The organism is Streptomyces sp. NPDC057249 (genome assembly GCF_042669245.1).
Lineage (GTDB): Bacteria > Actinomycetota > Actinomycetes > Streptomycetales > Streptomycetaceae > Streptomyces.
In genome coordinates this window covers 42,510-55,054 of record NZ_JBHUXS010000008.1, presented here as the reverse complement: position 1 = coordinate 55,054, position 12,545 = coordinate 42,510, and the positions used below count along the sequence as shown (strand labels likewise).

The window sequence follows — 12,545 nt, the reverse complement described above, 5'->3', positions numbered from 1 at the left end:
CACCTTGTGAGTCGTGGTGGGTGCAGGGGGTGCCGGCCCGCGGACCGGTCGGTGCGGGGTGCGGGCGCACCCGTCAGCGCGCCCCCGCCCGGCGCGGGCGCGTTCGGCGTGCGGGAGCGGGCGGGGGGACGGGGTGGCAGGTGCTGGGTCCGGGTTCGATCAGGTCGGCCCGGTACAGCCCGTAGGTGATCCGGCGTTGCGCCGCCGTCTCCAGTTCGTCGCGCAGCGGGCCGTCGCGGAGCTGTGCGCCAGGGCCGAGGAGACCTTCCACGATGGCGAGGGCGCCGGCGATGTCGCCGTGGTCGAGCCGTTCCCGCACCCCGGTGAGGCAGTCCGGGCGGCGGTAGGCCTCGTCGATGGCGCGGAGGCACGGCACCGGGGTCCCGGTCAGGGCGACCAGCAGCTCCTCGCGCCGGATCTCGGCCGGGTCGTGGTCCAGGGCGGACAGCACCCCGTCGACCAGGCCGATGCGGTGCCGGGCGCCCCGGCATTCCACGACGCGCGGGTGACCGGCGCCGACGGGGGCCGGTGGCGGACCGGCCGGTGTGTGTCCGGGGGCCAGGGCGTCCGCGACGAGCGGGTGCAGCCGGTCGGCCCCGATCGCGCCCGCGCGCAGGAGTTCGAGGTCGGGCAGCGCCCAGGTCGCCGCGTCGGGCAGCACCAGCGGGGTGCGGGCTGCGCCCCGGCCGTCCGCGAGCCGCACGCTGCCGTCCACGTCCAGGAGCAGCCGGTGCCGCCCGCCCAGCCGTACGGTGACGGGGCCCGAGGTGCGGCCCTCGGCGGCGAGCAGCAGCGCGGCTTCCGCCGCCCAGCGGCCGACGGCACAGCGGCGCCCCGGCGGCAGCCGGCCGAGGAGGTCCGGTGCCGTCTGCGTCCCGTCCTTCCCTCCCCCGCGTACCCGCAGCTCAGCAGCGCTGCGCGCGTCCCACAGGTGGCGGTGCAGGTCGAGCCGGAACCGACGGCTGGGGTAGGGATGCGGATGCAGGCGTACGGTGCCCGGGCCGCTGCCGTCCCACAGGCCGAGGCTGATCCGCTGGCCGGCGTCCGCCCAGGCGGGCGGTGTTCTGGCCACCAGGTGCAGGGGGGCCGGCGCCCGGGCGGTGCCGGCGCGCGGCTCGGAGTCGTACCGGGCGAGCGCGACCGTCAGCCCGGGACGCAGCAGCCCGCGCGGGGCGATCCTCGGCATGTGCCAGCGCAGCAGGTCCGGTGCGAGGTGGCGCAGGTCGGCGCGTACGCGGGCGGCGAGTTCCCGCCCGTACGCGCGGGCCAGCGCCCGGGGGTTGAAGTCGACGTCGACGCCGGCGGCGGCGCAGGCGCCCGCCCAGTCGCCGGTACGGCGCCGCGCGGTGGCGGTTTCGATCATGGAGGGCGGCACGGCGAACTCGCGCACGCGCAGCCAGAAGGACAGGAAGGGGTCCTCGTCGGGCCGGTGAGTGGTCATCAGCACTCACCTTGCGCGGACGGGTCCCCCATTCTTCTGAGAGAGTGAGTCGTCATCGCGGCACAGCGTAGCGTCCGGGCCCCGGCCGCGCAGCCCCTTATTCGGTCAGGCCGGCCGCCAGCGTGGCTCCCAGCTCCCAGCAGGCCTCGGTGTCCGCCCTGGCCGGCTCGCCCGTCACCCGCACGGCGTCCGCCGCCCGGCGCCAGCCGAGGCCGGTGGTGATCGTCTCGATGCCGCGCACGGCGCCCGTGACGTCGTTGCCGCCGTGCACGTAGTAGCCGAAGGGGCGGCCCCGCGTCGTGTCCAGGCACGGGTAGTAGATCTGGTCGAAGAAGTGCTTCAGCGCCCCGGACATGTAGCCGAGGTTCGCCGGGGTGCCGAGGAGCAGCCCGTCGGCTTCGAGTACGTCGGAGGCCGTCGCGGCGAGCGCGGCGCGCCGTACGACGCGTACGCCCTCGATCTCGTCCGTCGTCGCGCCGGAGACGACGGCCTCGAAGAGGGCCTGGCAGTTCGGCGAGGGGGTGTGATGCACGATCAGGAGAGTGGGCACAGCACCGAACCCTGCCGTCCCCCTCCCTCCGTCGCAAGCCGGGCGCGCGTGGCGGGCCGCGGTGTCAGGAGCGGTGGCCGAAGAACTCGACCTCGGCGATCGCCACCCGGCGGCCCTTGCCGGTGCCGTACGCGGAGTCGACCGTGAGCCGGATGCGGACGGTCTCCGAGCCCCGTACGTCGAACGTCTGCTGGCCCGCCTGGTCGGCGAGCCGGATCGTCCTGGTGCTCCTGGTGCCGTCCTTCGCGGTCAGTTCGGCGACGAGCCTGGCCGGCCGCGCCTGCGTCAGATACTCGTCCGTACGCGTCGAGGTGCCGGAGAAGACCACCATCTTCCGTAGCCGGACCGGCGAGTCGAACGTGCACTCAAGGAACTCCCCCGCCCCGCCACCGGTGTCCTCGGGCGCCCAGTACCGGTTGTTGAAGCCGTCCACGGCGGCGCCCGCCGCGTGTCCGCGCGCCGCGCTGGACGCGTGGCACGCGGAGGGCGGCATTGACTCCGGCGCGCCCGTCTCCTCCTTGGCGAGGCCCAGCAGCCCGGACAGGTGCGGCAGCGCGAACCACGCCCCGGCCAGGACGAGGAGCAGTGCGAGGGGGATGCCGAGCCGCGGTCCACGCCGACGGCGTCGTGGGCGCGCCCCGGCCTGGTGGCCCCGTGCCGGGCCCCTGCGGAAGAGGCGGCGCCACCACGGCGGGCGCGCGGCGGGCGGGGGCCCGGGGTCGAGGAGCAGGGCGCACCGGACGCACAGGGTGCGGTCGGGTGCGTTCTCGGTGCCGCAGCCGGGGCACCGCACGGGCGCGGCCGGCGGTGGTTCGGGCGACGACGCGTCGGGGGTCCGGGCGGCGGGACCGGGCGGGGTGTCCGGCCGGTCCCCGGGGCGCCGGGGGCCGGCGCCCGCGGGTGGTGCGGGTGCGTGGGGCGTGCGGGGCGGCGGGGCCGGCCGGTCCGCGTCCTCGCCGCGGAGCGCGGGGGCCGGCGGGCGTTGCGGCGGGATGGCGGGGAGGGGGTCCACCGCGTGGGACGACGGGCGGGACGGGTCCTGGTGTACGGGGGCGGGCGCCGCGGAGGGCGGGGGTACGGGGGCCGGGGGCCCGGCGTCCGGTTCCGGTTCGGGAGCGACGGGTGGTGGCGGGGCGGGGGCCGGCGGGCTCGTCACCGGCGGACCGGACCGCGCGGGCGCACGAGGCGTGGAGGGTGCGGCCTCGTCGTCCTCCTCCCAGGCCAGAAAGGCCTCGCACGACACGCAGAATGCGCGGCCCGGTTCGTTCCTCGTACCGCACGACTCGCAGATCACCGCGTCGCACCCCCCGCGCCCTCGTCCGAGGGCAGGATCTCCAGCGTGAAGCCCACGTGGGCCGGCACCTCCGTGCCGATGAGTTCTTCCAGCCGGGCCCGGTCGACGGGCCGGCCGTGCCCCTCCCGGACCCGGATCGTCACCCAGGGGCGCGGCGCGCCGGGAAGCGCGGTGCCTGGCCCGGTGGACCAGGCGGTGCCGCCGCTCTCCGTGATCTCCGGGTCCGCGCCGGTCGCCAGGCGCACCGCCTCGGCGAGGCCGCCCGCCGTTCCGCGCCGGGCGTGCCGGGCCACCGCGCCGCGTACCGTCTCCCGGCGCCTTTCGACCGGGCCGTCCTCGGGGGACTCCGCCGCCACCCACTGCGCCAGCCAGGCCAGGAAGTCGTCGGGGGCGCTGCGCGGGTCCAGGTGGGCGGGGAGGTTGTCGATGGTGAGCAGGACCGGGGCGAGGACGTCGTCCAGCGCGCCGAGGAAGCGGCGGAGGAAGTCCTGTTCCAGGTAGACGGCGGGGAGCTGGTCGACCAGGGGGTGCGGGGTGGGGAGCCCGGGGACACCGGTGCGCATGGGGTCAGGCTCCTCTCACCCGGAGCTGGTGCTCGTAGCTGAAGACCAGCGCGTGCCGGTCGAGCGGGATCTTGGTGGTGGCGTCGGTGCGTTCACCGGTCACCGGGTCGGCGCGGTAGAGGCGTACGTCCTCCACCAGGTCCACGCCCGGCACCCGCTGGAGCACGGCGAACGCCTCGCCGGACTGGACCGGGCGTCCGAAGGGCCAGCCCTGCCCGTTGGGGCCGCCGGTCAGGGGGTTGAAGTACCCGTACAGCGCGGCCAGTGCCGCGTCGCGCACGCGGTCGCGGTCCGCGCCCGGCTCGGCCTGGACCGAGGCGACGACGGTGACGCCCTGGTAGAACGGCGGTTCGACGGCGAGGCGGGCGCCGATCGGGCGGCGCTCCTCCAGGTGCCCGGCGATGAGGCGCAGGGTCGGGGCGGGCGGGACCAGCTCGTCGAACTCGATCCGGCCCCGGTCGTCGCTGCGCCCGGCCGGCACGACGAGGAGCCGTACGCCCTGGGCCGTGGCGTCGCTCTCCTCGCCGTCGGCCCCGGCCCTGATGCAGTGCACGCGGGCGGCGTCCGGGGCGACCTCGCGGGCCAGGAGCTCGTAGTCGTGCGGGACGACGGCGCGGTGCAGGGTGCGCAGGGTCATCGGGCCGCGCACCCGGGCGCTCTCGACGCTCTCCCCGTCGACCCCGCCGAGCGCGGGTCCGCGGTTCTCGACGCGGGCCACGTACGGGATGGCGCTGCGCAGGATCTTCAGGGTCGAGCGGGCGACGTTGCCCCGCACCCCGCCACCGGTGCGGTACGAACGCACCCGGACCGTGGCGCCCTTGGCGGGGACGGCCCCGTAGGAGCGGATGGAGCCGTCCCGTTCGCGTACGGCGGGGCCGAACTCGACGCGGCCGGAGTTCGGGTCGAGGGTGATGTGCCGGTCCTCGGGGCCGGAGTGCGCGAAGTCGTCGACCCTGGTCCAGCGGGTGTACTCCGGCTCGGGGCCGCTCGCCGGGGCCGCGACCTCGACCACGAAGTCCCCCGGCACGACGGGCGAGCGGGCCAGGGTGAACGCCTGGCCCGGTACGCCCTCCGCCGCGCCGAGCACTTCGTCGGTGATGGTCTCGGCGTGCTCGGCGTCGACGGTGGCGCCGATGGTGAAGGCGGTGACGGACCGGACCACGGGCGGCGCCAGGTAGGTGGGGCGGCCGGGCTCGGCCTCGATCAGGCGGCAGCGCAGCCAGCCGCCGGTGCGCCGGACGACGGCGGCCGGGGTGTGGGTCCTCGGCAGGTGCAGGATGAGTTCGCCGGACCGGTTGAAGCCGCCGGTGTCGTCCTTCTCGACCTCGCAGGCCGCCCAGCCGGTCCCGTCCCACGCCTCCCAGACCAGGGGCGGGCGCAGCGGGTCCACGCCGACGCCCTCGACGCGGCAGTCGAGCCGCAGCACGACCACACCGGCCGGCACGGCGGCCGACAGGCCCACGTAGAGGCAGTCACCGGGGGCGGGGGTGGCGCCGAAGCATGCCACGTCACGCCCGATGGCGAGCTGTTCGGTGCGGTCGACCACCTCCTCGGCGGCCGGCCAGGTCGCCAGGTGGGCGAACGAGCACGGCACCACGGTCAGTTCGGACGAGGTCGTGAAGACGACCGCCTCCTCCGTCTCCGTGCGGACGGTCGCCACCTCGGTCCCGGCGCGCACCACGACGGGGTCGGGGCGGGGGGCGGACAGCCGGAAGGTCACCTCGGTGCGCGCGGCCGTCGGCGGGTGCAGCCGTACGCCGATGAGGTCGAGGAAGGTGAGGTAGCTCTTCTCCGGTACCCGGTTCACCCGGTAGACGAGCTGGTCGACCATGGTCGCGAACGCCTCGATGAGCGTGACGCCCGGGTCCGACACGTTGTGGTCGGTCCATTCCGGGCAGCGCTGCTGGACCAGGCGCTTGGCCTCGTCCACCAGCCCCTGGAAGCGGCGGTCGTCCAGATGCGGACTGGGCAGGGTCACGCGCCGGCCTCCTCGTCGTCGGGGTTCGTCTCCGGTCCGTGCGGGGGGATCACGTAGAACGGGAAGACGAGGTTGCGCGGGTCGTTGGAGCCGCGCACCGTGTAGCCGATGTCGATGTAGAGCACCCCGCTGTCCGCCGCGTCGAACCGGACGGTGACGTCGGCGACCTCGATGCGCGGTTCCCAGCGCTCCAGGGCGAGGCGCACCTCGTACGCGAGCTGCCCGGCCGTTCCGGCGTCGGCCGGGGCGAACACGTAGTCGTTGACGGCGCAGCCGAATTCGGGCCGCATCGGGCGTTCGCCCGGTGACGTCGCGAGGATCAGCCGGATCGACTCCTCCAGTTCGCGTTCGCCGCGTACCAGGGCGATGGACCCGGTGGCGTCCGTGCGCGGTGGGAAGGCCCAGCCGGCCCCGATGAACTGCTCTCCCATGTCCGTTCAGCCTCCGATCAGCACCGTGGCGCAGCCCGAGAGGACCGGCGCCCCGCAGCCGCTCAGGTCTCCGACGCGGGCGGCCGGTCTGCCGCCGATGAACACGCTCCGGCTGCCGGGGGGCGCGATCGGGGTCGGGGGGTGTCCGAGCGGCGACGCGCACTGGTGGGTGGTACCGACCGTGGCCGCGGGTCTGCCGCCGATCAGCACCGAGACCACCCCGGGCGGCCCGACCGTGCCCGGGTGCCCCGTGGGGTCGCCGACCCGGGCGGCTGCTGCTGACGGCATGCGGTGCGCTCCTGTTCGCTGCGGGTGTGGTGGTGCGTCAATTGAGCTGGATCATGGGTGCGTTGACGGAGACGGAGCCGCCGCTCTTCAGGTCCGTGCGCCGGCTGCCGTCGACCGTGACCTGGCCGCCGTGCACCTCCACGGCACCGTCCGTGGAGAGGGCGACCCTGCCGTTCCCGCCGTCCAGGGCGACACCGCTGCGGGAGGTGAGGGTGACGCTCTCGCCGGTGAGCTTCAGCTCCCCGCGCCCGGCGTCCAGGGAGACGCCCTTGGCGGCCGTGACGGAGACCTGCTCCTTGGCCTCGATGGTGACGCTGCCGTCGCTGCTGATGACGACGGCGGTGCCCCGCCGGTCCAGGTCGATGGTGAGCTTTCCGTCCCCGGTGCGCAGCCGCACGCCCTGCGGGCCGTTCGCCGCGTCCAGCAGTTCGAGCTGGTTGCCGCTCTTGGACGCGAAGGCGCGGCGGTTGACGGCACCGGTGGTGGGGTCGACCAGATCGCCGCCGCCCGCGTCGGGCGCGCCGGGGGCTCCGGGTGCGCCCGGGGTCCCCCCGCCGGGCCGGTCCTTGCCGTTGTACAGGCCCGCCAGCACGTACGGCCGGTCCAGGTGCCCCTGCTCGAAGCCGACCAGCACCTCGTCGCCGACCTCGGGGATGAACGCCTCGCCGCCCCCCGTGCCGCCGGACTGCGCGGTGCGCGCCCAGTCGCTCGCGTACTCCTCGGACAGCCAGGGGAAGCGCACCTTCACCCGGCCGGAGCCCTCCGGGTCCTGGGTGTCCGTGACCGTCCCGCTGACCAGACCCGCCCAGCGCGGACCGCCCCCGGGTGTGCCGGTGGCCGCCGTGAGCCCGAGCAGTGAGCGCTCCTGCTGGCCCGACACGGTGATCCAGGTCTCGTAGCCGCGTACGGCGTCGAAGACGTGGCGCGAGGAGGTGACCGTGTACCGGCCCTCGAAGGGCGCGCCGACCGCGTTGAGGGCGACCGCGCTGCCCGCCGTGACCTCGGGGTTGCCCCGGATCACCGCCTCCAGTTCCGCGAACGAGCCGGCGATGCGCTCGGCCAGCGCCTTCGCCGCCTGGTCCACCTGCGCCTGGCTGCCGTACGCGGCATCAGTGACGACGAACCGGGCCTCGCCGAAGGGGGCGGCGACCTCGGCCGCCGTGACGCCGAGGTCCAGCGTGGCCGACTTCCCGGCGGGCGACCGGCCGACCAGCGGTTCCTTGGCGCCGATGTCCCAGCCGCGCACCTCGACCTCGGAGACCTGTTCGGCGGCCGAGACACCGGCGCGGCAGCGCAGCAGATTGCTGCCGAGTTCGAGGACGAGCGGGTCGCGGTCGGCGCGTGCGGAGCCGTCCGGCGCCCCGCTCGCCTCGGCGGGCCGGGTGATGTGCAGCTGCCCGTCGCGTACGTACGCCTGGGCGCCCGCCTCCTCGGCGAGTCCGCGCACGAACTCCCAGTCGGTGACGTTGGGCTGGGCGAGGTGCTCGATGACCGGGCCCGCGATGTCCACGGTGCCGGGTTCGAGTCCGGCGCGCTGGGCGACCTGGCCGCAGATGTCGGACAGGGTCATATTCTGGTAGCTGGCGACGCGCCGGCCCCGCAGCAGCCGGTGCGACTCGTCCAGTCCCCGGACCACGGTGAAGGTGCCGGTCTCGTCCAGCTCCACCTCCAGGGCCGTGACCGCTCCTTCGAGGAGTGGTTTCGGGGCGGTGCCGCCGCCGGCCCTGGCGAGGAGCCGGGCCTCGCTGCCGATCTTCAGGCCGGCCTGTTCGAGCAGGACACGGTCCGGGTCGCGGAACCGGAGCAGGAAGAGGTCGGGGAGCGTACGGCTGTCGTCCACGTATCCCTCGACCAGCGTGTTGAGGAACTTCGCGGGCAGCGGGCGGCCGTCGAACTCCACCACCAGCGCGCTGGCGACCCCGGTGCGCGTCATCGCCCCGCCCCCCGGCCGCCGTTGTCGTCCAGCCGGCTCAGCTCGTCCAGGGCGGGCAGCAGCAGCTGCGTGCCGGGGGCCAGTCTGATCGGGTCATCGATGCCGTTGGCCTCGGCGATGACCCGCCAGGCGCCCGCGTCGCCGTACTCACGGTGGGCGAGCGACGGCAGCGAGTCCCCCGACGCGACGCGGTGCACCCGCCGGGCCGCCAGCGCCCCGGACGTGGGGTTCTGGCCGGGCGTCTCCCCGCTGATCTCCTCCATCGTCACCTGGCAGACGGCCCGGATCGGCACGCCCGACGTGGTGAACAGCGTGTATTTGGCGGCGACTTGGCTCACGTAACCGGGGAAGCCGGTCAGGCCGCCCCAGTGGAACACCACCCAGGGCGGCGAGGAACGCTGCTGCTGCCTGGTCTCGTTCGTCGGCACGCAGCACGCGAACAGCTGCTCCACCGCCGTCACGACCCGGGTGTCCTGGGTGTCGCCCGCGTCGAAGAACATCTCGACGGTCAGCTTGCTGGGCTGCGAGCCCTGGTACTCCGGCGGGCCCGAGCTCTTGGCCCCCTTGGCCGGGGTGCGCTTCCAGGAGGCCGCCTTCGTCAGGCTCAGCTCCTTGGGGTTGAACTGGAAGTCGATCCGCCCGCACGGGCCGCCGGGGGTGAGACCGCCCCCGGTGGGCGGTGTGCGCAGCTCCAGGTAGGCGTGCTCCAGCTTGGGCCTGGCCGAGCCGCCCTTCGCGGCGGACGCCACTCCGGACGTCCCGGCCGCGCTGAACGCGATGGGTCCCGAGCTCACGCCGCTCAGCCCTCCATCACATAGCCGTGGTGGGCGATCTCGATCGTCTCCATCGCGACCTTGGGCGACTCCGGCGTGAACGAGGGCCCGGTCCACCGCACCGGAACGACTTCGAGCAGCCCCCACTGGGCGACCTTCCGGCCGTCGCCGGTCCGCGCCTCGATGTGCGCGGTCTTGCGGCTGAACCCGGTCGTCATGGTGGCGAACCAGCGCGCCACCTTCTCCGTCTCCCTGGTGAGCGGGCGCGACAGCTTCACGTTGGAGTACTTCAGCCGGGTCGGCAGCTGCCACACATGCCCGTTGTTGCCGCCCTCCTCGCGGGTCTCCAGGACGACTTCGCAGCCCAGCCCGTCGCAGGTGTTGAACGACCCGAGCTCGATGTCGTCGATCGTCACGACGAAGCAGACGCTGACTGCGGGGTCGTCCGGGGCGGGGGCGGTGGCCATGGCGCGTGCCTCTCGATCAGTGAGGTCAGTGACGGGTGTTGATGAGGGAGCCGGAACGTTCGCGTTCGAGTCTCAGGTCCGCCTTCAGCAGTCTGCTCAGGGGCGCGTAGAGCGCCCGGACCAGCTCGTCGGTGACGGGGGGCGCCTGCGGTGTCCCGTCCGGGCTCACGGACGAACCGGTCGTCGCCGCCGGTTGCTCCGTGGCCGGCGGCTCGGGCTCGGGCCCCGGCTCCGGATCGGGTTCCGGCGGGGGATCGGGTTCCGGCAGGGGCGGCGGCGGGGGTTCCTCTGCGGTGTCCGAGTCCCGCTGGACGACCGGTCGCGAGGTGCCGTCGCGGGGCGCGGACGGGAAGACGACGCTCCCGTCGGCCATCCGCTGCGCCACGCCCGCCGCCACGGCGAAGGCCCCGGCGTTCCGCACGGAGGCGGGGACGCGTGGCCCCCGGCCGTCCGACGGCTGCGGGCGGGCGGGCGGCGGGGCCGTCTGCCGCTGCACGGGGGCCGCCCCGCGCTGCGACGGCGCCGCCGGGGCACTCGCCACTCGCTGTACTCCCCGTGCTCCCGGCACTCCCCGCGCCCCCGACGCTGCGGGTACCGTGCCCGCGTCGGTCGCGGTCCAGCGGACGGCCACGGCGGGCGGCGGGGCCGGGGGCGCGGGGACGAAGGGCGACGGCCCGGGGGCGCCCTCGGCGCTTTCCGCCGCGCGCTGGACGGCCGGGGTGTCGCCGGGGGCGTCGGCGGTACGGAGGGTCAGGGGCCGGTCCCCGAGCAGGGGGGCGGTGGGGCGGCCGGGGGCGGCCGACGGCGGGGTGCCCGTGCGCTGCACCGGGGCGGCGGGGTCGTGGTGGCGGTCCGCCGCCGCGTCGGGCGCGGGTGCACCGCCCTCCGGCTTGAGCGGGGCGTCGCCCAGGAGCGGCGCCACGGCCTCCGCCCCGGAGGGGGTGTCCGGGGTGCCGGTCGTCTCGGGGGGCAGCGGCTCCGGGCTCGCGCCGGGGCCGGGCGCCGGGTCGGTGGCGTGGGCCGGCGGCGGGGCGCCGTCGCGCTGCACCTGGGGCGACTGCGGGGGCCGGACCGCCTTGCGCTGCGCCGTGGGCGGCAGGCCGGGCAGCGGTGCGCCGAGGCCGCCGGTGCGTCGGGTCGGGGGCGGGAGTGGCACCGGCGGCGGTGGCCCATCGGCGGAGGTGGCGGTGCGTTGCACGGGCGGCTCGTCCGGCACCGGGGCGCCGGGCTCGGCGGCGTCCGCGCGAGGCGCCGGGCCCACCGGCCCGGTGTTCGTGTCCGGCGGCAGCAGGGGCTGCTCGCCGACCAGTTGGCGGACGGGCACACCGGCGGAGGCCGAGGCGGGTCCGGCGGAGGTCAGGTGCGGCGGGCCGTTCCCGTACGTCCGCTGGACGGCGACCGCGCCACGCCCCTTGCCTGAGCGTTCCGGCATCGGCATCTCGACGGCCCGCTGGACCGGTGGGGCCGGGCTTCCCGGGGCGGCGTCAACCACACCGCGTACCAGACCGGCGGGGGCCTCGGGGCTCACCAGGTGCCCCAACGGCGTGCCCAGTGACGTGTCCTGGCGGGTCGTCAGCCTCGACTCGAAGGCGAGCGGGTCGGTCAGGAGCTCCTGGCCCCAGACGGACCGCTGCACAGGTTCCAGCCGGTTCACGTCGACCCGGTCGGCCCGGCCCGGCCCCGGCGGGCCAGGGAGCCGCGGGGGCGGGGCGTCGGCGGAACGGCCGCCGCGCAGCCAGGACATCAGCCCCATGGTTCCTCGTCCTCCTCCGTGCTCCTGGCTACTGCCCGTTGAGGCGGGCGACCTGTGCGACGAACTTCAGGCGTTCCGGGTGTTCCAGGTCCAGCAGGTCGTCGAGCGGCCAGTGGAAGTGGTAGGCGAGGTACGCGACCTCCTCGTAGAGCAGGTCGGCCGCGTACGTCACGATTCCCCCAGGCGACCGCCGGCGAGATCCACCGCGAACTCCTCGTCGCAGGACGGACAGGTGACGGCCGCGCGGGTGTGCCCCTCGGCGTTGATCCGGCGGTAGAAGTCCTGGAGGAAGGCCAGGTCCGACGCGAACAGGTCCTCGATGACGCCCGGATGGATGTCCTCGACCGTCCCGATCCGCGTCACCACCCGGGAGATCAGCACGACCGAGAGGTACGCGGAGTTCTCCCGGACCCGGTCGTCGCGCAGGGGGACCAGTTCGTCCCGGGCGGTCGCCAGCCGCATCACCCCGCTGCGGTGCACGGTGCCCGACTCGTCCACGTAACCGCGCGGCAGCTCGAAGGTGAACTCGGTCCGCAGCGGCTCGGACCTGCCCGGGCCCGTGTCCCGTTCCGGGGGCGCCTGGAACTGGACCGTACGCCGCATCAGTCGAGCTCCATGCTCTCGTACGTGATCGCCAGCTTCTCCGTGAGCACCGAGGTGTCGCCGGCCTTGAGGGTGCCGATCTCCAGCGACTTGGGCCAGGCGTTGATGAGCTTGTACCGCTTGATCGGCAGGCCCTCGTAGTCGTACACGATGACGGCGCCGTTGCGGCGGGCGTTCGTCATGCGGCCGAAGCGGGAGTCCTTGATCCAGCGTTCGAAGCTGTTGTCCTCGGTCAGACCGCGCGTGACGGTGACCTCGCCGGCCTTGGGGCGGCCGGGCAGCTTCTTGATGGCGTACTTGCCGTCGGCGGTGTTCTGCTTCAGCTCGATGACATCCTGCTCCATCTTCAGACCGCTGACCTCGGTGATCTGCTTGATGACGACGCTGTCGAATTCGAGACCGAAGGAGTGCCCGACGGAACTGTCGAGATCGGGAAGTGGCACCACAGGCTCCTTACGCCAGGTTCGGGAA

14 protein-coding genes are annotated in these 12,545 nt (G+C 74.9%); all 14 read right to left on the bottom strand.

All coding sequences use genetic code 11. The features are described from left to right. Nucleotides 1–73: 73 nt before the first annotated feature. The gene (locus ACFUJY_RS16645; protein ID WP_383299547.1) at nucleotides 74–1,441 is read right to left on the bottom strand and encodes a hypothetical protein; all 1,368 of its coding nucleotides are present in this window, start codon (nucleotides 1,439–1,441) and stop codon (nucleotides 74–76) included. A gap of 97 nt (nucleotides 1,442–1,538) precedes the next feature. After that, nucleotides 1,539–1,991 (bottom strand): flavodoxin family protein, encoded by a 453-nt coding sequence (locus ACFUJY_RS16640; RefSeq protein WP_383299545.1) that lies wholly within the window; start codon nucleotides 1,989–1,991, stop codon nucleotides 1,539–1,541. Nucleotides 1,992–2,055: 64 nt separating this feature from the next. Next, the gene (locus ACFUJY_RS16635; protein WP_383299542.1) at nucleotides 2,056–3,147 is read right to left on the bottom strand and encodes an NADase-type glycan-binding domain-containing protein; all 1,092 of its coding nucleotides are present in this window, start codon (nucleotides 3,145–3,147) and stop codon (nucleotides 2,056–2,058) included. Between the two features lie 134 nt (nucleotides 3,148–3,281). Then, a complete protein-coding gene (locus tag ACFUJY_RS16630) occupies nucleotides 3,282–3,848 on the bottom strand; it encodes a phage tail protein (RefSeq protein ID WP_383299540.1) in 567 nt (188 codons plus the stop codon). Between the two features lie 4 nt (nucleotides 3,849–3,852). After that, entirely contained in the window at nucleotides 3,853–5,826 is a 1,974-nt protein-coding gene (locus tag ACFUJY_RS16625; RefSeq protein ID WP_383299538.1) for a putative baseplate assembly protein, read from the bottom strand. Further along, a complete protein-coding gene (locus ACFUJY_RS16620) occupies nucleotides 5,823–6,257 on the bottom strand; it encodes a GPW/gp25 family protein (protein WP_164404606.1) in 435 nt (144 codons plus the stop codon). Before ACFUJY_RS16620 ends, ACFUJY_RS16625 begins: the two co-directional genes overlap by 4 nt. A gap of 6 nt (nucleotides 6,258–6,263) precedes the next feature. Next, nucleotides 6,264–6,545: a PAAR domain-containing protein gene (locus tag ACFUJY_RS16615; RefSeq protein ID WP_383299535.1), complete on the bottom strand. Its 282-nt coding sequence runs from the start codon at nucleotides 6,543–6,545 to the stop codon at nucleotides 6,264–6,266. A gap of 37 nt (nucleotides 6,546–6,582) precedes the next feature. Further along, nucleotides 6,583–8,478, bottom strand: coding sequence for a VgrG-related protein (locus ACFUJY_RS16610; protein WP_383299533.1), 1,896 nt, complete (start codon nucleotides 8,476–8,478; stop codon nucleotides 6,583–6,585). Then, nucleotides 8,475–9,272 carry a peptidase M23 gene (locus tag ACFUJY_RS16605; protein ID WP_383299531.1) on the bottom strand — a complete coding sequence of 266 codons (798 nt, stop codon included), beginning with the start codon at nucleotides 9,270–9,272 and terminating at the stop codon, nucleotides 8,475–8,477. The genes ACFUJY_RS16610 and ACFUJY_RS16605 overlap by 4 nt, the downstream gene beginning before the upstream one ends. Before the next feature lie 5 nt (nucleotides 9,273–9,277). After that, nucleotides 9,278–9,718: a phage tail protein gene (locus tag ACFUJY_RS16600; protein ID WP_143616874.1), complete on the bottom strand. Its 441-nt coding sequence runs from the start codon at nucleotides 9,716–9,718 to the stop codon at nucleotides 9,278–9,280. 25 nt (nucleotides 9,719–9,743) lie between these two features. After that, nucleotides 9,744–11,471, bottom strand: a complete 1,728-nt coding sequence (locus ACFUJY_RS16595) for a hypothetical protein (RefSeq protein WP_383299527.1) — start codon at nucleotides 11,469–11,471, stop codon at nucleotides 9,744–9,746. Between the two features lie 28 nt (nucleotides 11,472–11,499). Then, the gene (locus ACFUJY_RS16590; protein WP_018099790.1) at nucleotides 11,500–11,643 is read right to left on the bottom strand and encodes a DUF6760 family protein; all 144 of its coding nucleotides are present in this window, start codon (nucleotides 11,641–11,643) and stop codon (nucleotides 11,500–11,502) included. Next, nucleotides 11,640–12,074: a hypothetical protein gene (locus ACFUJY_RS16585; RefSeq protein ID WP_383299524.1), complete on the bottom strand. Its 435-nt coding sequence runs from the start codon at nucleotides 12,072–12,074 to the stop codon at nucleotides 11,640–11,642. The genes ACFUJY_RS16590 and ACFUJY_RS16585 overlap by 4 nt, the downstream gene beginning before the upstream one ends. Beyond that, nucleotides 12,074–12,517 carry a phage tail protein gene (locus ACFUJY_RS16580; RefSeq protein WP_018099792.1) on the bottom strand — a complete coding sequence of 148 codons (444 nt, stop codon included), beginning with the start codon at nucleotides 12,515–12,517 and terminating at the stop codon, nucleotides 12,074–12,076. Before ACFUJY_RS16580 ends, ACFUJY_RS16585 begins: the two co-directional genes overlap by 1 nt. Nucleotides 12,518–12,545 lie beyond the last annotated feature (28 nt).

Bases quoted from the DNA above. Each gene is read 5' to 3' on its own strand.
- ACFUJY_RS16610 (WP_383299533.1), bottom strand. From the start codon at position 8,478: ATGACGCGCACCGGGGTCGCCAGCGCGCTGGTGGTGGAGTTCGACGGC.
- ACFUJY_RS16620 (WP_164404606.1), bottom strand. From the start codon at position 6,257: ATGGGAGAGCAGTTCATCGGGGCCGGCTGGGCCTTCCCACCGCGCACG.
- ACFUJY_RS16615 (WP_383299535.1), bottom strand. From the start codon at position 6,545: ATGCCGTCAGCAGCAGCCGCCCGGGTCGGCGACCCCACGGGGCACCCG.
- ACFUJY_RS16630 (WP_383299540.1), bottom strand. From the start codon at position 3,848: ATGCGCACCGGTGTCCCCGGGCTCCCCACCCCGCACCCCCTGGTCGAC.
- ACFUJY_RS16595 (WP_383299527.1), bottom strand. From the start codon at position 11,471: ATGGGGCTGATGTCCTGGCTGCGCGGCGGCCGTTCCGCCGACGCCCCG.
- ACFUJY_RS16645 (WP_383299547.1), bottom strand. From the start codon at position 1,441: ATGACCACTCACCGGCCCGACGAGGACCCCTTCCTGTCCTTCTGGCTG.
- ACFUJY_RS16600 (WP_143616874.1), bottom strand. From the start codon at position 9,718: ATGGCCACCGCCCCCGCCCCGGACGACCCCGCAGTCAGCGTCTGCTTC.
- ACFUJY_RS16585 (WP_383299524.1), bottom strand. From the start codon at position 12,074: ATGCGGCGTACGGTCCAGTTCCAGGCGCCCCCGGAACGGGACACGGGC.